The following is a 19,974-nucleotide window of genomic DNA, read 5'->3' on the forward strand; positions in this document are numbered from 1 at the left end:
GTTTGTCAAGGGAAATATCAAAACTAAGAGGGCTTTTCAAATATTCAGCAATGGGGGACTTTAAAAAAGTTTGTGAAATATTGTATTTAAACTATCGGGTAGCTTTAGTTCAGTAAGTAATTAAAAATAAGCACAAGGAAATAGCTAGGTAATTACTGAGCTATTTTTGTATGTAAAAAGCACCGCATAATGCGGTGCAATAAGAGATACATTTTCTTGTGCAATTTCAGTTTTGCGATAGGTAACGGAACCCGTTAGAAAAAGCTTCGTCCCTTTTACGATACTAAGTCCCTCATGGAGTTGTAAATACGATCCACTACTTCAACTCCCGCTTGTTCCCATCTGCTTTTATCAGAAATTTGTCCGTCCTTGTCGAGTGGCTCTTGGAACTGATCAAGTCCAGTCGTTGCAGTCAAAAATGAGTTTTGATCATAATCTAGACCAAAATTGACAATATGCTTAATGACATAGGGTGTTCCGAATTGAATGAGAGCACTTGAATGGTCAAGCATCCCCTCCACAACAAAAAAAGGAACGCGCAAATAGATGGTTTCACCATTTTCACGATTCAATACCGCATCGAATTTTCCTTGATCATATTCAAAATTACTGCAAAAACTACATCCGTGAGCATCAAATACATCCCGAACAGCACCAAAATTAGCCTTTTTTCCATCAATAACAGAATTCAATGTAATCATACTTATCCACCTCAAATGATCATAGTTACTATTGGTATTATTTTCAAAATAACGCTTTACCATACATTAAACCCAATTTTCCATAAACAAGTAGACATAACTTAATAATCGAAAAGAAAAAATGAGTAAGAAGGATTTACACGTTTTTTTATCAAATTGGAAGGTGATGTCAAATGTATCAAGCTGGAGATGTGGTTTATGTATTTTATCGAAATCCTCATACACAGGATGTAGCCAATATACAGGCCGCTGCTGTTGTAAATAACCCTGAGAAACCGAATGAATTGGCCCTGTTTTTGTATGAAACGTATTACCCATTATCAGACGAGGTTGCTGTTTATTCCTCTGAGTCGGAAGCAAACCAAGCCTATGACTATTATTACGGGAATTACACAGAAGGGACATTGGATTAATGGACAGACCACCATTCTTACCAAAGCTTGTTTATTTTGAACCAAACGCATTAGAATACCCATTAGGAAAAGAACTTCTCAAGAAATTTGAAAACATGGACGTTGAAATTCGGTATACCACTTCACACAATCAAATCAGAAACCTGCCTGGTGACAATGATTTTCAAAAGTATCGTGTTGCCAAATCAACCCTTGTAGTCGGGATTCGGAAAACCCTTAAATTTGATACCTCGAAGCCATCAGCAGAATATGCGATTCCTTTTGCGACTGGCTGTATGGGGCATTGCCATTATTGCTACTTACAAACAACGATGGGATCTAAGCCATATATTCGTACATATGTAAATGTAGAGGAAATCTTAGAGGCCGCTGATAAATACATGGAGGAACGCGCCCCTGAAATCACAAGGTTTGAAGCATCGTGTACATCCGATATCGTTGGAATTGATCACATTACCCATACTCTTAAAAGAGCTATAGAACACTTCGGAAACTCGGAACTAGGGAAACTAAGATTTGTAACGAAATTTCATCACGTTGATCACTTACTAGATGCCAAACATAATGGAAAAACAAGGTTTCGCTTTAGCGTGAATGCTGATTTTATTATAAAAAATTTTGAACCAGGAACTTCCCCATTAGAGAAAAGAATTGAAGCGGCAGGTAAAGTAGCGAGAGCCGGGTATCCACTTGGATTTATCGTAGCCCCCATATACCTTCATGAAGGATGGGAAGATGGATATTATAAGATGTTCGAACGTCTAGCAGCCGAGCTGCCATCGGAAGCAAAAAAGGACTTAACCTTTGAATTCATTCAACATCGGTTTACAAAACCGGCAAAAAGAGTCATCGAGAAAAACTACCCGATGACCAAACTAGAATTAGACGAAGAAAAAAGAAGATATAAATGGGGCAAATATGGAATCGGAAAATATATCTATCAAAAGGATGAAGAAGAAGATATCAAGAAACACCTGTACTCCTACATGGAAAAATTCTTTCCAGAAGCAAAGCTAGAATACTTCACATAAACCAAGGTAACAATACTGGGGACACGAGTTCCTATGGGACGCGGGGACAGGTCCATTGTCCCAAACAAATTTCAAGAGGTGAAAAAAATGGCAAAGCAAAAAAAGAACAACCAACGCAACAGTGATGTTGGCTCTGGTTCACAGTACCATAAAGAACACGCAAGCCATGTTCCAGATTACGGAGGAAATAGCGTTGATCCTAACGCGAAAAGAGCGAACAAATAAGTGAAATGTTAAAACACACCTACACAAAAATGGTAGGTGTGTTATTTAGTTCAATCAATTTGTAATAATTTTTTTATTTGTTCCGCATGTCTTCGGCTTGAATCGATCACTTCTTCCGCTTGCATAGGAGATGTGCTTATTATTCTGAAAAGAGACAGACTTTGTGTACTAGGAAAAGTAAATTCTGTACACTGACTCCCCTGTAATCGCGGTACATGCACTTCTCTTTTCTCTAGGCATAAGCTGATTATGATAAATATATGTTTGGAGGTTATCTTATGGAGGGGGAAAATAAAACTCCACAAATGCCAAAAGAATCTAGGTCTAAATGGCAGATGTGGGAAATTGTTGGCGTTATTTTAGTTTTCGGATTATTGGTTCTTCTTTTACTTGCTCCAAATTCAATGTCGCAGCTATTCGACACCATCATTAAAGAAGTCAAACCTGTGGTTGTAGATGTTTTTCTGACTAGTGAAATAGGGATTGCGATTATTGTCAGTGTAATCGTTGGACGCATTCTAGAACGACTGGGATTTACGGATGGGCTAATTCGACTTTTTGTTCCAATTATGAAGTGGTTCAAAATCAATCCTTCGGTTATCATTCCAAGTGTATATAATATCCTTGGTGATATTAATGCTGCTGGAAAAATTTCTGGACCTATTTTAGTAAAAGCAAAAGCAACAAAGGCTGAACAAAAAATAGCCGTAGCAACCATGATTCAGTCACCACAATCCTTCGCAACCTTTGTACTTGGCCTTATCGCCCTTTCCGTTTTTGGAATTAATGCTTTTCCGTTGGTGATTTTAGCAATCTTTGTGCCAATTATTGTTATTCCTTTCCTGCTTTCTAGAACGCTATACCGTGATACCAAAAAAGTTGAACTCACAGAATTACCTCGTTTTACACCAAATACAAGGTTCTTACACACCATTTTTGCATCGGCTAGAGAAGGAGCAGAGCTTCTTTTCCTCATCATCATTCCTGCGGTAGCGGCAGTATTCTTCTTCATTGGTGCTTTAAAATTTGCAGGCGTCTGGAGTTTTATCGAAGCTGGCCTTTCATCAAGCCTTACCTTCCTAAGTATCGAGCCCTCTACCGGAATCGTCTCCGTTCTAGCCGCACCAACATTAGCAGTCGCACAACTTGCGGATGTAGCCGCAACTATTGATCCAAGATTAATCGTTGGTTCTTTTGTTCTTGCCAATTCGGGGTTACCTCTATCGGTCATCTTTGGTCAGGTGCCAGTAACATGGGCCGAATCTTCAGACCTTACGGAAAAAGAAACACTTGGCGCGGCTGTTATCGGACTCATCATCCGTATTGCCACAGCATGTGCACTTGGCTACTGGCTTACTCCATTTTTGGTGTGATGTAGATGAAGTATATAATTCGTGGTAAAAAGCTTGTTACAGTTTCAAATGCCGGAACGATTGAAAACGGGGCATTGCTGATACAGGATGGGATTATAAAAGAAGTCGGCCCATGGGAGAATTTAATAAAACAATTCCCTGAAATTGAAGTAATTGATTGCTCAAACCAAGTTATTACACCATCACTTGTCGATTGCCATACACATTTACTTGAATTTGCTCCTACTTCCCTATATCCAGTAACCCCTGAGACACATTTTTTAGCTGGAAAAGCAATTCTTTTTACGGCTTTGTCCTCAGGAATCACAGCTTTAGGAGAGCAAATCTGCGGTCATCCATTATGTAATTTTTCAATAAAAGATTATCGGGATTCAGTTGCCGATTTTCCAATGGATATTTCGTTTGCGACGACGAGCATCTCGATTGGCTTTGAAGAACTTGCACATTTTACATCAATTACCGGATCAACTCCAGTTTCCCAACGTGATTTATCTTCTCCTAGTCTTATAAAAAAAATGGCTGAAAACAGTGATTATCCTGGCGAAAATCTTTTTATCAATGCCACCCCGGCCAATTTTACAGAAGACGTAGTACCAAGGGCCGGAGAAATTATTTATAGACCCCAGGAACTAAAGGAAATTGTTTCGATTTATCACAGTGCAGGTAAAAAAATTGGGTGCCATGTTGCGGGGAAAGAGGGAATCGAAATGGCGATTGAAGCAGGTTTCGATGTCTTACACCACGCCCATGGGATTACAGATAAGCAGATTGATAAAGTTGCAGAAAAAGGAATCCAAATCGTGGCCACCCCAATGGGGGGAACACATCTATCACCTAACTCTCCGGAAGAAATTGTGAGGTTAGTTGAAAAGAACATTCCCGTTTCGATATCAACAGATGCCTATCTTCCACCTTATCCTGGGGTTGCGTGGCTGGCTTTTCAGGACCGTTCGTTAAAGGGACCTGATTCACTAATATTGATTGCCAGCCCTTCTATGAAGCTTTTGAAAAACAGTTACAACGAAAATGAGGTACTTGCATTATTAACCTCTAACCCAGCAAGGATTCTAGGAAAAGAAAAACAATTTGGCAGGCTGGAACCGGGTCTTGAGGCAAATTTATTGGTCGCTGAGGGGATACCGGGAATTGAAATAACCGATGTAGAGCAAATAAAAAAGGTGTTTTATAAAGGCTTGAAAGTCATCGATCGCGGATAAAAAATAACGTCTGCGCACTTATTATTATCAGTGGGCAGACGTTTTTCCTTTATACTTGTTTCACAAAATCAACAAATGCATCAACCTTACTGTCTAAGAAGCCAAGTGTTGTTTCATCGACCAATTGCCCTGTTTCTCCATCTATTTTTTGACTTGCAAAATTTATCAAGATTTCATTTGCGCCTGGGGGCAGTATATTTGCCTGAATACCAGGCGCTACTAAAATATCTCTTAAATGCAATTGAGCGCGGATTGTTCCCATCATCCCAGGTGTCGCACCAAGTGTCATTACCGGCTTGCCAACGAATACTTGCTCCACACGTGATGTCCAATCCAAAGCATTTTTTAACACGCCAGGAACGGACCAGTTGTATTCCGGTGTAATAATGATGACACCATCTGCATTTGCAATCGATGCCTTAAAGTCTTTGACGACCTGTGGCGGATTTAATTCGTCATCTTGATTAAAATGAGGTAAAGCACCGATATCGGCGATTTGTATGTTTAATTTTTCTTTGTATCGTTCTTGCATGGTCTTTGCAATCTGCATATTGAACGAACTTTTTCTTAAGCTTCCTACGAGTGTTACGATGTTCATCCCTTTTACCTCCCTAGTTGAAAAAATCATTAATATCTCCACATTATAGCAATATGTTCCATTTTTCAAACACAGTGCTCAAGTACCAACACGTATTTCCAGATAAAAAAACATCGACAAGCTTCTACTCCTTTTCGATGTTTTTCTTGTGAGACGATGAACCTGTCCCTCTATCCAAAACCCTTTCTCCTTGAACCCAGACCTCGCGAATGTTTTCTGGTCTGGCCAAGTAGACAATTTTTTGGAAGATGTCATGTAATTTTTCTTCTGGATCGTAAAGTGGAAGCTTGGAAGTTTCCACGGTGGTATCAATCATTTGTGCATCCCACACATAGTTTTCGGCAAGGCGGCCAATCGGGAGGCTTAAGCTTTCACCACCACCAGCGGTTGCAAAATAAAAGGCTTCATCCACGGTTATACGTGATTCAGGTACACCGCGCTCAATTGCTGGTAGTTTCGAATCTACTCCATCCTCTAGCATTCTGGAAGAAACGACGGCCTGCTTTACATTATCAAATAAGCTTGGAGAAAATCCACCTGAAATATCTGAACCCAAGCCAATTTCTACTCCTCTTGATTGAAGACGTGCAATCGGAATTACGCTATTGGCAAAATAGGCATTGGAGATCGGACAATGACAAACCGCAGTACCTTTTTCGGCAAATAAATCTGCATCTTCGTCAGATAAAAAATTGCAATGTGCCATTACTGACTTTTCACTCAATAACCCGAAATCACTTAGTGCAAAAGCATCGTGTTTACCAAAGCGCTCCTTGACATACCCATGCTCCCAATCACTTTCACTGCAATGCGACTGGATATGCGTATCATATTTCGCTGCTAGTTCCCCTAAGCCTTGTAGCGCTTCATTCGTACAGCTCGGGATAAATCGTGGAGTAACCACTGGATAGACACCCTGCTTTGTTGTTTTCGCTAATTCTCTAACAGCTAAAATAAACTCTTCCGTTTCAGCTAAGGCTGTTTTTGTATCATGATCCCGATAAAACGCCTCGGTTTGATCTGGGTTATCCATCACCACTTTACCAACTAGGCCACGCTGACCTTTTTCAGCACAAAGTTTTGCCAACTGAAGGCTTGCTTCTTTATGAACCGTTGCAAAATATAGTGCCGTTGTCGTGCCATTTGCAAGGAGTGTTTCAACCACATCGTTGTACACTTTTTTTGCAAATCCAATATCTTCAAATTTTGCCTCAATGGGAAAGGTATATGTATTCAGCCAATCATAGAGCGGAATATCCAATGCCGTACCAGCTTGCGCCCATTGTGGGGCATGAACATGCAGATCAATAAAACCCGGTAAAAAATACTGACCGTCTGCTAACTTTTGGTAGCTACTTGTATGTTGATAGGTATCTAACAGTTCTTGATACTCTCTATGCTCAGGCCCAATCACCTTTTCAATCATCCCATCTTCATTCACACAAAATAGATGGTCTTTCAGAACCTCTACTTCCTTTGGGGAACGGCTTGTGAAAGCTGTTCCGTGAAACACATGTGCAAATTCTGTCATCGAAGTCACCTACACCCATTTTTTCGTCATTATACCATATATAGCCCAAAATGAATGTCTGGAAATTGGGCTTTCCAAAATGAAAAAAGGACAGAATAATAAACCTGTCCTAAAAATTTTATTTATACCAATCTGCCTTTTCCATATTCACAAAAGGTATTTCTGTATCAACTGCCCCTTCGATTTTTGTAATCGGAAAATCTGTTCCCTTTAGCCAATCGGCAAAATCAAATCTAGTAGGTTCCTGATCCCCACCGAGAGCGCACCATGCTTCTAGTTTTTCTGGAAAATAGGCAGACGTATGAATCGTTCCCGCCCAGCTCCCATAGAGCTTCGAGAAAACCCCTTTATCTGAATCATTTAAAAGTCGAAACGCCTCATGCCCATTTAAATGTTCTTTTTCTTCAATTGCTTGCATCCTTTTGTTCGAATCATCAAGGACACGGCGATTTTCTACGGTTAAGATTTTAAAATGATTGGTGCAAGTAGTTCCTTGCCTTACCTCAACTCTTCTTGGGGACGTTTCTACAATTGAAGGCATCTCACAAGAAGAATCAAATAAAACATAGCTAAAAGAACCTCGATGCGGAATTTCCTTTACCAGCTTGACTGCTTCCTCTACATTTGCACATAGCTCAAGAATAAGTCGTCCAATCATATGACAAACGAATCCGTCTCCTGGTCTTCTCCGGTTCATAAAGGTATATCCCATCGCTAACCCTTTTTCGTTCATCCCATCAGATCTTCCAGTAATTTTTTGTGTTAAGCCAAGGGTTGAATGCCCACCATCTGTCGGTTGAAAAACAACGAAACGGCCATCATAGGTCTTTGGATGATAATCGTAATTCCGGATCATATAGTTTTCTCCTACCAAAATCGAACACCCGGAGGGCCTGATATTCACCCGATATCCTCCAAATTCCATCAAGACCTTCTCCATCGACCATTCCAATGCATCTTGGAGCCCCAAAAACTCGTTCCACATAAACGGGGCCAATCGTTCAAATACTTGTTTCGTCTCTTCTACATCGATTCGAAATAACGGTTTTCTTACCTTCCACTGTTGCTCGCGATTTCTCACTAGAAATGAATCCTTAAGCAGTTTCCCCTGCATATAGCCGAAATCATAATACGTTCCCCGAAACTGAATCACGTCAGCAAAAATCCTTTTCATCTACGAATCCTCCCAGGGATACGGGACAGGTCAATGTCCCTTCAATAATGGCATACTTTATTCTTTCCTATTATACCATCATGAATATTTTCTTATTTTTCCCCTAAATGTAAAATAGATCAAACCATGTGGCTTGATCTATTTTAGGTCTCTTTTATTCATTTCAATTAAGTTCTGCTAGTACTTGGTTCAACTTCTCGGTCAGGTTTGAAAAGAAGCATAAGAGTGTATAAACCACTTAACCCCACCAAAGCGTACACAATTCGAGACATTAACGAATCCTGTCCACCAAAAATGGCTGCTACCAAATCGAATTGAAAGAAACCAATGAGTCCCCAATTAATTGCCCCAATAATTACTAAAGCAAGCGCAAAACGTTGTAATCCACTCATAGTTAAATCGCTCCTTATATGTAGTAATTTTAGGTTTTGCAATTAAAAAACAAAATATACATTTAATGACAAAAAATTCTATCAAGATTTCTGCCCTAAATGTAATCCATAATGGATAAATGGAAAAACTGTTATGCTATTTCTTTTTTTATTTTTTCAGCTTTGTTTTGTTCAAATCTCGGAAAACCAATTAGAATGGCAATAATACCACATATCAATAGAGCAATTGGATAATAGGAATATGGCAGAATGCTAATTGGCGAAATTGCTGCTAACCCTGATGCTACTAGCATTTGTCCGCCATATGGAACAAGGCCTTGCCAGCTGCTAGAAAATATATCAAGGATACTTGCAGATTTTCTTGGATCAATTTGATATTCATCAGCAATGTTTTTAGCTAACGGACCTGTGATGATAATTGAGATGGTGTTGTTTGCAGTCGCTAAATCAGTTGCACTGACCAATCCAGCAATTCCAAACTCAGCACCTTTTTTCGTTTTAATTTTACTAGTAACAAAATTTAATAGCCATTGTATACCACCATTATGCTGGATGATCCCAATCATACCACCGATTAAGATCGCAACAATCGCCAAATCCTCCATATTAATGACGCCTTGGGAAGCAGCTTTTATAAATCCAGATAGTGTGTAAGAACCATCCAATAAACCAATAATCCCTGCAAAAATGGTCCCACCGAGCAGAACAATTAGTACATTCACCCCTAATAATGCTGCAAGAAGTACGGCAAGATATGGAACTACTTTGATTAATTCATATGAGTAACTCCCCAAGGCTTCGGCATTGTTCCCAGATGTAGCTAACCAAAGAATAATAGCAGTAACAATAACACCAGGTAAAACAATTAGAAAGTTCGTTTTAAATTTATCACTCATTTTCGTTTGCTGTGTTCGAACCGCTGCAATTGTAGTATCAGAAATCATTGATAAGTTATCTCCAAACATCGCCCCACCAATGACTGTGCCCATTGCTAAAGCCAACGGTATTCCAGTTTGTTCTGCAATGCCAATGCCAATTGGCGCAAGTGCAGCAACCGTTCCCATCGATGTCCCCATTGATATCGAAATGAAACAACCCACAATAAATAACCCTACCATTAACAGATTACTAGGAATGAAGGTTAACCCCAAATTTACGGTAGACTCCACAGCCCCCATGCCTTTTGCCGTTTCAGCAAATGCACCCGCCAAAATAAAGATAACTGCCAATAGCATAATATTGGGGTGTCCAGCACCTTTTGTAAATATATCAATTTTCGTTGATAATTTTTCCTTCCGATTCATCACCAATGCAATTGCAGAAGCAATAATAATCGCTATATTTAAAGGCATATTTGAAAAATCACCGGAAATTGCCCCTGTGCCAACAAATAATAAAACAAAAATAAGTAATGGAAGCAGCGCAGATAGGCTACCTTTTTTTTCATCAGTCATTTCTAACAACTCCTTTTTATGTATCCAGATTAGTGCATCGTCATTCCACCTGTAACATTAATCCCTTGACCTGTCATATAGTCCGAGAATTTTGAGGCTAAAAATACTACAACATTCGCAATATCTTGGGGTTCAGCCGTTCTTCCCAATGGAACCTGGGAAAAATCTTCTTGTCTAATTAGCTCGGCATCTAGGTCTCTTAGCTTTCCGCCAATCACTCTTTCATTTCGTTTCATATCTGTTTCAACGATACCAGGACAAACCGCATTTACATTAATGCCATCCTGAGCCAATTCTATTGCCATCGTTTTCGTCAAACCAAGGACCGCATGTTTAGAAGCAACATAACTCCCCATTAATCGGTACCCATTTTTCCCTGCCTGAGAGGATAAATTGATAATTTTTCCTCCTTGTCCTTGTTCTTTTAGGATTCGTCCAACTGCTTGGCTAAACAGGTATGCACCCTTAGCATTCACATCCATGACCTGGTCCCAATCCGCTTCTTTTATATCAATGGCATAATCCATTTTAGAAATTCCTGCGTTATTTACCAAAATATCTAAACGCCCAAAATGCCCCGCTACTTGTTGAACCGTTTTTTCAACCTGATCGCTTTTTGTTACGTCTGTTTGGAAGTAAACTAGCTGTTCATTGGTATTTTCCGTATTTATTTTGCTATCTGCAACAGCTACTTTCGCTCCACACTCCAAGAAAGCATCCACAATCGCTTTCCCGATTCCTTGTGCACCACCCGTTACAATGGCTACTTTTCCTGTTAGATCCATACAATACATACCTAAATTCCTCCATACCATCATGATATATATAACGGTATTCCTGTGCGACTACTCGGTTTAATTCTCAAAAAAATTGGGTCGAAGGGACAGGTACACTGTCCCTCCTTCCCTTTTATCCCCAAATCTCTTTTGAAATATCAACAATATATTTCAATTTCGCCCATTGCTCTTCTTCCGTTAAAATATTGCCGTGGTGGGTTGAAGCAAAACCACATTGCGGGCTGATGCATAGGTTATCAAGTGGTACATATTGTGATGCTTCTTTTACGCGTGCGATGATGTTTTCTTTCGGTTCTAATTCTCCACGTTTTGATGTAAATACACCAAGTACAACACGTGGACCGTTATTTGGGATATACTCTAGTGGAGTAAAGTCCCCTGAACGATCATCATCATATTCCAGGAAAAAGCCACTCACTTTTTCTTTTGCAAATAAAGTTGGCGCGATTTTAGCATAGCTGCCTTCAAATGCCCAATTTGAACGGTAATTTCCGCGACAGAGATGAGTCGTAATTGTTAAATCTTCTGGCTTTCCCTCAAGTACTCCATTTGCCACTTTTAATGCCAATTCGATTAATTCCTCGCGAGTCGCACCACTATCATTAAATGGAATTTCCGGTGCGTTCAAACCTGCTATGTACACATCGTCTAATTGCAGGTAACGGCAGCCTGCCTCGTAAAATGCTTTTATTGCATTACGATATGTTCGAATAATATCATTAGCATATTCATCAAGGTTCGGGTAAATTTCTTTGTCACGGATTCCAGCGTTAAAAAGTTGATTTGGACTTGGAATCGTTTGTTTCGCTATCGCACGGTCACCCACAATTTCCTTAAACTCTTTGAAATCTTTAATATGGGGATGATCCTGATTAAATGAAACTTTTCCAATAACACGCACATCGTAGCGTTCCGTCTCCTCACCCTTAAATTTAAACCCAGTGTCCGGAACATAGCCCTCAACGCCATTTAAATGCTCTAAAAAATCTGTGTGCCAAAATCGGCGGCGGAACTCACCATCTGTGACAGCTTGTAAGCCAATTTCGATTTGTTTATCAACTACGTTTTTAATTTCTTCAGTTTCAATGGCATGAAGTTCTGTTGCAGTGATTGCCCCTGCTTGAAAATCCTTTCTTGCCTGATGAATTCTTTCTGGACGCAGTAAACTTCCTACATGATCTGCACGAAATGGTGCTTTTACTAATGTTTTTGTCATTTTATTTTATTCTCCTTTTAGTCCATTATTTTATTAGTTTTGAATTCAAAAGCTTTTATGGCAAAATAGCGAATGAGCGTACTGGGAATCCAGTTCCTTTTTCGGGCTTTGGACAAATATTGAAAATCACTGCTCCTTTTGCCGGTACTTTATCAAGATTACTCAATAATTCCACTTGAAATGTATCCTGCTCAAGCACGTAGTATTCACCAATTAATGAGCCATTTTTTCGATAATCAATTGCTGCATCTGTATCAAATGTTTCGTGGCCAACAGCTTTAATCTGTCTTTCCTCAAATAAAAACTTTAAGGCCTCAATTCCCCAACCAGGTGCGTGACTATTACCCTCAGAATCTTTATTTTCAAATGCCTCTTTGTTTGGCCAACGCTTGCTCCAGTCTGTCCGCAATGCCACAAATGTACCTGCTTCAATTTCTCCATGTTCTTCTTCAAATTTTAGAATGTCATCAACGCTTAAAGAAAAATCATGGTTCTCCTCTGCTTCCTTTGACTTATCAATCACCACAAGGGGTAGCACAAGTTCCTTTAATTCCAGTTCCTCTAAATAACGCTGGTTCGGAACAAAATGGATTGGCGCATCAATATGGGTTCCGTACTGTCCCGGGAAAGTGAAGCTTTGTGCAAAAAATCCATCTTCATGTGTGAAAAGTGTTTTAAATTCCGCATCTTGAAAAGCTGAAAAATGGGGAGAATTTGGACCAAACGTATGTGTAAGATCAACCCATTCCTTACTTTTCAGAATGTCAAAAGCTTTTAATAATTCATTTTCTGTTCTTACCGTTGACATACAATCACCTCATCAATAATTTTAAATGCAAAAAAACCTCTTCTTGAATATAAGAAGAGGGTTTAATAGACAAATAGAAACGACCTGCTCTTCTTATCTTCTAGCATTTTGCTACTGGAATTGGCACAGTACTTAATCGTCTGTTGCCGAGGTATCGCAGGGCCAGTCCCTCCACCTCTCTGGATAAGAAAATTTCGAAATATTAAATTATGAATTAACTTTAAGCCTACAATTGGAAATTGTCAACATCAATTTTAAATAATTTTGAAAAATAGCTCTATGCTTTTCTGCTTAGCTTCCAATTCATCTCACTGATAAAAGTGGACCCCAAAATTAATACTCCACCTACAATCTGTACAAATCCCATACTTTCATTCAAGATGATAGCCGCCATGATCACCGCAGAAATGGGGTCAATATAGCTTAATACCGCGATTGTTTGACCCTTTAATTTTTTCAATACTGAAAAGTACAACAGATACGCGACACCGGTATGTATAATTCCTACTACGAGCAGCAGGCTCAATGATTTTATACCTAAGCCAGCATAGTTTAGGTTTTGCGTTGATAGGACATACGGAAACAAAACAATCGAAGCAGTCAAAAGCTGCATAATTGTAGTTTCAAAATCTGATAGGTTTTGAATAAATTTATTCATGAGAATGACACTTGTGTACAGAGCCGCAGCCAGTAAACCATACATAATCCCAACAGGATGGTTATAAGTACCAATCGCCATTTCACCTCCGGGATTCACAACCAGGAGTAACCCTAAAAATGCAATTGGAATACTGAGCCCCTTCATCCATGTCCATTTTTCCTTTAATAAAAAAGGTGCCAAAATCATCACAAAGATTGGAGCAAAATAATAGCTTAAAGTCGCATTAGCAATCGTTGTATAGCGGTATGACTCAAATAAAAAAATCCAGTTAAAGCCTAATGCTGCCCCCGATAAAAGAAGCAAGACAAGATTCTTTTTAGTGGTTTTAAGAGAAAACCTCTGCTTCACGAGAAAACTTGCACCAATTAAAAATAAACTGCCAACTGCTCCCCGGAACAAAGCAATTTCACTCGAGGACAGATTAATATTCTTCACAAACAAACCAATGCTGCCAAAAATCAGCATCACCACTATAAAACTTAACTTCGCTTTCATTTTTCCTTCTCCTAGTAGGGTCTTGGGGGGACAGATCCACTGTCCCGATAAGAATTTGAGTGTTTCACTTTCATTGATTTTCTAATCCTCGGACCTTTCCGTCCTGATTTTCTTCTCTTTCTTCTAAAATCATCGTTTTCAAATCATGTCCAGATGGATTTTGGAATAAGCGAAGCCCAAACTCCTGTGCAACCGCAAAGAGATGGTCAAAAATATCAGCCTGTGTCGTTTCATATACAGCCCATCTTACATCATTCGAAAATGCATATATTTCAAGCGGCAAACCGTGCTCAGTTGGTGCTAGTTGCCGAACCATCAGTGTCATTTCCTGATTGATGCCAGAATGTTGTTGTAGGTAATTACTAACATACGCTCTGAATACACCGATATTCGTAAGAGCTCTTCCATTCACCGGATTGTTAAGGTTAATCTCATGCTGAATATTGTATTCTGCAATTTCATGTTCTCTATTTGTTATATAATCGGAAATAAGTTGGATTTGTTTAAATTTCTCTATCATTTCTTCCGTACAAAATGAAATACTATTTTTATCGATAAATAAAGAACGTTTAATTCTTCGACCACCAGATGTTTGCATCCCTCTCCAGTTTATAAAAGAATCGGAAATAAGGGCATAACTTGGAATTGACGTGATCGTTTTATCCCAATTTTGCACTTTCACTGTAACTAAAGAGATATCAATTACATCTCCATCTGCCCCATATTTGGGCATTTCAATCCAGTCCCCTACCCGAACCATATCATTGGTTGTCAGCTGTACACCTGCCACAAGGCCCAATAAGGAATCTTTAAAAATCAACATAAGTACCGCGGATAACGCACCGACACCACTTAATAGAATAAGGGGACTTTTCCCCATTAAGTTCGCAAACACTAAAATAACCCCAAATATGATAACAACAATCTTCACAACCTGAATATACCCTTTGATTGGACGGGTCTTAGACACCTCATAGGTTTGATAAATATCATTAATCGCATTTAATATGCTGCTAATAACCATTAATCCCACGATGATGATATACGTATTCGCGCCCATTTGAATCAGGTGTTCAAAGTTTGGAAAGCTTGTGGAAAAGCGATGAATGATGATCGCCGGTACAATATGAGATAACCTTCTAAATACCTTTCTTTCTAAAAGCATATTATCCCATTGATATTTGGTTTTTGTCACAATACGTGTGATGATTTTAATAATCACTTTTTTAGTGATAAAATTGGCCACGATACAAATTAGCGCGATAAAAAGGATCATTAAAACAATCGAAAGATAATGCGCCCACGTTGGGTCCATACCATATTCTAGTAGTTGCTTCCTTATAAACTTCATACTTTCCCCTCCATGGTATGTATTATTGAATATGTGTCATTCGTTATTTTCCATTATAACAGAACAATTTAGGTCACCCCATGGATTTGTTTCTTCATCGTTAAAAATGGCCTAACCACAGTAGTGGTCAGGCCTATTTTTGAAGAGATACCCTTTAAATACTCTCCTGCTTCAAACTATCTATGATATTTTCTTTTTTAATTTTTTGTATCGAATACAGCATGGCCGCTCCCACGATGACAAAGATAGTGATGGCAACAAATAGGATGCTCATCCATGGGAGATTAAATCCATATTCAAACGTATTTCCAAGTGACCGATAAATCAAATACATAATCAGCAGGCTAATCGGAAGACCATACAGCAATGCATTTATCCCGTAAAATATACTCTCATAATTGATCATTTTGTTGAAGCCTTTTGGTGTCATCCCCACTGATCGCAGCATTGCGAATTCACGTTTTCGAAGCGAAATGCTTGTTGAGATCGTATTAAAGATATTCGCAACCGAAATTAATGAAATCAAGGCGATAAACCCATACGTAAAGACGGACATGAGTAAGACTAGCTGCTCTTGTTCTTGTCGTCTCTGTTGGACATTGTACACATGCGTACCAGAATCTGTCACCTTATCTAACTCTTCCTGTGTCGCCATTGGATCTGAGCTGTTCATGAATAATTCGGCTTGGACTTCATTTTTTACCTTCTCATTATTTGACACAATTTCCATTAAAACTTCCTCTGAAACAATAATATCTAATCCGCCTGGTCCACCCGTATTAACCCCCATAGGAAGCTGATCGGTTAAGGCTGCGATTTCTATTGTATGGATGAATTGTGGTTCTTCATCTTCTTCATAGCTCATCGTATATAAATCAATCGCATTTCCTACTTTTGTCTGGATCGATTTAGTCTCAACAAATTTTCCAGTCTCTCCATCCTCGTAGTTAATGTTCTCAATAATGATGGCAGACGGTGTATTTGTATTTTCTAATTGCGTCACATTCGTGCCCACTTTTGCAGCGTAATTCTTGAAACTTTCTTTATCTAAACCATATAACCTTACGTAATAATTGTATTTACCATCTTTAAGCAAGGTCGGGTCTGTTTCGACGTGTTTTTTCAGTTCATTTGGAAGTTGAGCCTTCTCGATCGGAGCACTTACATACGCTGTTTGAACGATCGTCGATTCTGTTACATGATCAAGATTCGTAAACTGCATTAAATCCTCTTTGCCCATTTGATCACTTATCACTTGAATATCAAAATTAATGTCGTCTTGAGATAGCTCCAAGGACTTTTTAAGATTTTCTGTAAAAAATGAGACTGTTAAAAAGAGAACAATACTGATTATTAGTGAGAAAACAGTGGCTTGATATCTCTTTTTATTTCGCTTCAGGTTCTTTAAGCCGATTTCAGCTTCGATTCCAAAAATTTTACGAACCAGTTTTGATGTTTTTACTGCTTTTCTCGATAATTTGATATCCTGTGTTTGGCGAATCGCATCAATTGCTGACACCTTGGATGCTTTTTTCGCTGGGATATATGTTGATATAAAAATTGTAATAATTGAGATCGCACACGCCACTAATAATGAGGCTGGTGTAACGATGACCTTTAATTTTGCAGCGACATTAAGTGCAGCACTGAGAAAGGAATTAATAAATGAGAAGGTTATCCCAATTCCCGCCAGACCCGCTAGAATGCCGATAGGAATACTAATGGCACCAATCACAGCCCCTTCAAAAAAGACTGAGTTGCGCTTTTGCTTTTTGGTCGCTCCTACGCTCGAAAGCATTCCTAAGTGTCTAGACCGCTCAGATACACTGATTGCAAATGCATTGTAAATTAATGCAATCGAACCAATAATAATTACGCCCATGATAATCCCTGCTAAAGAAAACAAGGTCATTCGCAAACTATCATTATCTGTGACTCCATAATAGCGTAATAAATCATCATTATAGGAAACGGACTGGATTCCATTTTGTTCGGCCAGCGTTTCTGCATGTTTATATAATGAGCCCTTTACTTTCTCTAATACGACAACTGCATCTACTGTATGGGTTGTGCCCAATGCGGTTTCGTCTACGTATTTAATGACTGTATAGCCTGGTGACCATGATGGTTCCCAAGTTGGGCGTTTGATGGTTCCGACAATGGTATAGGTTTCTGTGGATTCCGTCTTCAGTTCTTCCGTAATCCCATTTTCGTCTGATTGCAAGGAGTAATTCTGACCAAGCGGATTCTCTTCTCCAGTCATCCGCCTTTGACCGATGTCAACCGTTAGCTTATCGCCAATTTCATATTCAACCTTTGCTTTGTTCGCAATTTCTTCGGATATCACTATTTCATTTTTTGCCAGAGGAAGCCTTCCCTCAGCTATCTCAATCGGGAATTGTTGAAACCCAAGCGTGTTGTATTCTTTAAAAAACAAATAGGGTTTGCTCTTATTTTCTGAACCTTCCAGGCTTGCATAACCAAGATCATTTGAAAGAATCAATTTTTTTGTTTGACTATCTTTATTAATCTTTTTGATTTGTTCCGCATTGACATCATTATATTTAACGTGCCACTCTCCATTTGTGGCAATATGATCTCGAATCATCAGATTTAAAAACGAAACACCAAGAGTGGCAACAGCTGTGATCATGGCCACTGAGATGATTACACCAATAATCGTTACTAGCGTTCTTCGTTTATTTTCCTTCAAATGACGAATCGTCAGTTTGTTGATGATGTTCATGGACGAATCACCTCATCGTTCGCAATCCTTCCATCCTCTATTGAGATAACGCGATCGGCTTGCAGGGCAATTCGCTCATCATGAGTAATCACGAGTAATGTTTGATTATAGGTTTTATTGAACATTTTTAATAGTTCAATGATTTCTCCGCTGTTCTTACTGTCTAAGTTTCCAGTCGGTTCATCAGCAAGCATAATGGCGGGATTGCTAATCAGGGCACGACCAATCGAAACCCGCTGCTGTTGACCGCCAGAGAGCTGGTTTGGCAGATGGTTCAAGCGTTTTTCCAGACCGAGTATTTTTACGACATCCGCTAATTGCTTCGGGTCAACCTTATGCTCATCCAGCAGCATTGGTAACGTAATATTTTCCTCTACAGTTAAAATGGGAATCAAATTATAAAACTGATAGATTAATCCGATTTGCCTTCTTCTAAAAATCGCTAATTGAGTTTCATTTAAGTCATAAATGTCCGTATTATCAATAAGAACCTTGCCGCTAGTTGGGCGATCAACGCCACCGAGCAAATGTAAAAGCGTTGATTTTCCTGAACCAGATGGCCCAATGATTGCTACAAACTCTCCCTTTTTCACTGAAAACGACACATTATCAAGAGCCTTAACAGCTGTTTCACCTTTTCCGTACACCTTAGACAGATTTTCAATTTGTAAAATATTCATCGTAAACCTCCATATTTTCAATGTTGAGTTCAGTATATCTGTCTAAAATGACTTTAAAGTGACTCCTAAAGTGACAATTTATTCACTTTCGAACCAGAGGTCCAGCTAGATAACCTGTTTATAAAATTTAATCATGAAAGTGGTCCCTTTTCCTTGAGCACTTTTTACCTCAATGTCACCTTGCTGACTTTTAATAATGCTATGTGCCATTGCAAGGCCAATTCCTACACTATCCTCTCCTGCATTCTTCCCCTTGTAAAAACGTTTAAATATATAGGGAAGATCCTCTTTGGCGATCCCTTTTCCGTTATCCGCAATGATTATCTCGGTATACAGAGCATTTTCAGAGAAAGAAATCGAGATTTCTCCTGCCTCTTGTGTGTGTTCAACACAATTTTTTAAAATATTAATCAGGGCTTCTGCAGTCCAATTAAAATCACCCATAAAGGAAACCTCTTTTTCCCCGTACACTTTAAGATCTTGTTGTTTAATATCCATCGGTACAAGAACCGGATGAATCACCCGCTCAATCAATTCAGAAACATACACAATTTCTTTTTTAAAATGAACAGTTCCGGCATCAATTTTCGATAACTTTAATAAAGAGGATACGAGCCACTCAATTCTTTCCAATTGAACCCGAATATTATTTGTAAATTCGGCGCGCTTTTCATCGTCTAATTTTGCATCCCCTAATAAATCAGCCATGACCATCATGGAGGTAAGCGGTGTTTTTAATTGATGAGAGATATCTGATATCGCATTCGTTAATTTCAGTTTATCCTGTTGTAAAAGGGAACTATGCTCAGATAACTTTAAAGTGACTTTATAAATATCACTTTTCAAAATACTGAGTTCACCCTCATGATTGTCCCTTACGTCCAAACTGTAATCTCCACTTGTGATTTTACGCAAATAGCTAGAAAGCTTTTCAATTTCTCTATATCTCCATTTTGTAAAAAATAAACTGCCTCCTATTAGCAGGATCGATAAGACAAATATGTAAAGTGCAACTTCCCAAGAAAACAGAAAATACGCTGCCACAACGGCAAGAAGCGATAGGAGAGATATGAAAAATAAAAAGAACTGGATTTCACGGTTACGCAGCATG

19 protein-coding genes and 1 riboswitch are annotated in these 19,974 nt (G+C 38.9%); of the genes, 5 read left to right on the forward strand and 14 right to left on the reverse strand.

Annotated features, from left to right (window positions below):
• Positions 1-275: 275 nt before the first annotated feature.
• Entirely contained in the window at positions 276-701 is a 426-nt protein-coding gene (locus tag LKW28_RS20110; protein WP_229142209.1) for a YugN family protein, read from the reverse strand.
• Positions 702-874: 173 nt separating this feature from the next.
• On the opposite strand from LKW28_RS20110, the gene LKW28_RS20115 reads away from it, so the two are divergent.
• From LKW28_RS20115 to LKW28_RS20135, 5 genes are all read left to right on the forward strand, one after another.
• Complete coding sequence (locus LKW28_RS20115; RefSeq protein WP_229142210.1) at positions 875-1,114, forward strand: transcriptional regulator SplA domain-containing protein; 240 nt, start codon at positions 875-877, stop codon at positions 1,112-1,114.
• Positions 1,114-2,145, forward strand: a complete 1,032-nt coding sequence (gene splB, locus LKW28_RS20120) for a spore photoproduct lyase (RefSeq protein ID WP_229142211.1) — start codon at positions 1,114-1,116, stop codon at positions 2,143-2,145. The genes LKW28_RS20115 and splB overlap by 1 nt, the downstream gene beginning before the upstream one ends.
• 87 nt (positions 2,146-2,232) lie before the next feature.
• Positions 2,233-2,370 (forward strand): hypothetical protein, encoded by a 138-nt coding sequence (locus tag LKW28_RS20125; RefSeq protein ID WP_229142212.1) that lies wholly within the window; start codon positions 2,233-2,235, stop codon positions 2,368-2,370.
• 278 nt (positions 2,371-2,648) lie between these two features.
• A complete protein-coding gene (locus tag LKW28_RS20130) occupies positions 2,649-3,743 on the forward strand; it encodes a hypothetical protein (RefSeq protein ID WP_229142213.1) in 1,095 nt (364 codons plus the stop codon).
• Between the two features lie 5 nt (positions 3,744-3,748).
• The gene (locus LKW28_RS20135; protein WP_229142214.1) at positions 3,749-4,960 is read left to right on the forward strand and encodes an amidohydrolase family protein; all 1,212 of its coding nucleotides are present in this window, start codon (positions 3,749-3,751) and stop codon (positions 4,958-4,960) included.
• 49 nt (positions 4,961-5,009) lie between these two features.
• On the opposite strand, the gene LKW28_RS20140 is transcribed toward LKW28_RS20135, so the two are convergent.
• The 13 genes from LKW28_RS20140 to LKW28_RS20200 form a co-directional block, all read right to left on the reverse strand.
• Positions 5,010-5,558 carry an NADPH-dependent FMN reductase gene (locus tag LKW28_RS20140; RefSeq protein ID WP_229142215.1) on the reverse strand — a complete coding sequence of 183 codons (549 nt, stop codon included), beginning with the start codon at positions 5,556-5,558 and terminating at the stop codon, positions 5,010-5,012.
• 124 nt (positions 5,559-5,682) lie between these two features.
• Positions 5,683-7,089 carry a guanine deaminase gene (gene guaD, locus LKW28_RS20145; protein WP_229142216.1) on the reverse strand — a complete coding sequence of 469 codons (1,407 nt, stop codon included), beginning with the start codon at positions 7,087-7,089 and terminating at the stop codon, positions 5,683-5,685.
• Between the two features lie 118 nt (positions 7,090-7,207).
• On the reverse strand, positions 7,208-8,263 hold the full coding sequence (locus tag LKW28_RS20150) for a C45 family autoproteolytic acyltransferase/hydolase (protein ID WP_229142217.1): 1,056 nt from the start codon (positions 8,261-8,263) through the stop codon (positions 7,208-7,210).
• Positions 8,264-8,430: 167 nt separating this feature from the next.
• Complete coding sequence (locus LKW28_RS20155; protein WP_229142218.1) at positions 8,431-8,655, reverse strand: DUF378 domain-containing protein; 225 nt, start codon at positions 8,653-8,655, stop codon at positions 8,431-8,433.
• Positions 8,656-8,786: 131 nt separating this feature from the next.
• A complete protein-coding gene (locus tag LKW28_RS20160) occupies positions 8,787-10,109 on the reverse strand; it encodes a Na+/H+ antiporter NhaC family protein (RefSeq protein ID WP_229142219.1) in 1,323 nt (440 codons plus the stop codon).
• Between the two features lie 29 nt (positions 10,110-10,138).
• Positions 10,139-10,903, reverse strand: a complete 765-nt coding sequence (locus LKW28_RS20165; RefSeq protein ID WP_229142220.1) for an SDR family NAD(P)-dependent oxidoreductase — start codon at positions 10,901-10,903, stop codon at positions 10,139-10,141.
• 115 nt (positions 10,904-11,018) lie between these two features.
• On the reverse strand, positions 11,019-12,122 hold the full coding sequence (locus LKW28_RS20170) for a 5-methyltetrahydropteroyltriglutamate--homocysteine S-methyltransferase (RefSeq protein WP_229142221.1): 1,104 nt from the start codon (positions 12,120-12,122) through the stop codon (positions 11,019-11,021).
• 55 nt (positions 12,123-12,177) lie between these two features.
• Entirely contained in the window at positions 12,178-12,930 is a 753-nt protein-coding gene (locus LKW28_RS20175; protein ID WP_229142222.1) for a cyclase family protein, read from the reverse strand.
• Between the two features lie 90 nt (positions 12,931-13,020).
• A riboswitch (SAM riboswitch) is annotated at positions 13,021-13,120 on the reverse strand.
• A gap of 87 nt (positions 13,121-13,207) precedes the next feature.
• Complete coding sequence (locus LKW28_RS20180; RefSeq protein ID WP_229142223.1) at positions 13,208-14,086, reverse strand: DMT family transporter; 879 nt, start codon at positions 14,084-14,086, stop codon at positions 13,208-13,210.
• Positions 14,087-14,156: 70 nt separating this feature from the next.
• Positions 14,157-15,437, reverse strand: a complete 1,281-nt coding sequence (locus LKW28_RS20185) for a mechanosensitive ion channel family protein (protein WP_229142224.1) — start codon at positions 15,435-15,437, stop codon at positions 14,157-14,159.
• Positions 15,438-15,591: 154 nt separating this feature from the next.
• Entirely contained in the window at positions 15,592-18,183 is a 2,592-nt protein-coding gene (locus LKW28_RS20190) for an ABC transporter permease (protein WP_229142225.1), read from the reverse strand.
• Positions 18,180-18,863 (reverse strand): ABC transporter ATP-binding protein, encoded by a 684-nt coding sequence (locus LKW28_RS20195; RefSeq protein WP_229142226.1) that lies wholly within the window; start codon positions 18,861-18,863, stop codon positions 18,180-18,182. The genes LKW28_RS20190 and LKW28_RS20195 overlap by 4 nt, the downstream gene beginning before the upstream one ends.
• Positions 18,864-18,968: 105 nt before the next feature.
• A complete protein-coding gene (locus tag LKW28_RS20200) occupies positions 18,969-19,973 on the reverse strand; it encodes a sensor histidine kinase (RefSeq protein WP_229142227.1) in 1,005 nt (334 codons plus the stop codon).
• Between the last annotated feature and the right edge of the window lies 1 nt (position 19,974).

Source organism: Bacillus sp. REN16, from assembly GCF_020731355.1.
Taxonomy (GTDB): domain Bacteria; phylum Bacillota; class Bacilli; order Bacillales; family Bacillaceae_L; genus Ferdinandcohnia.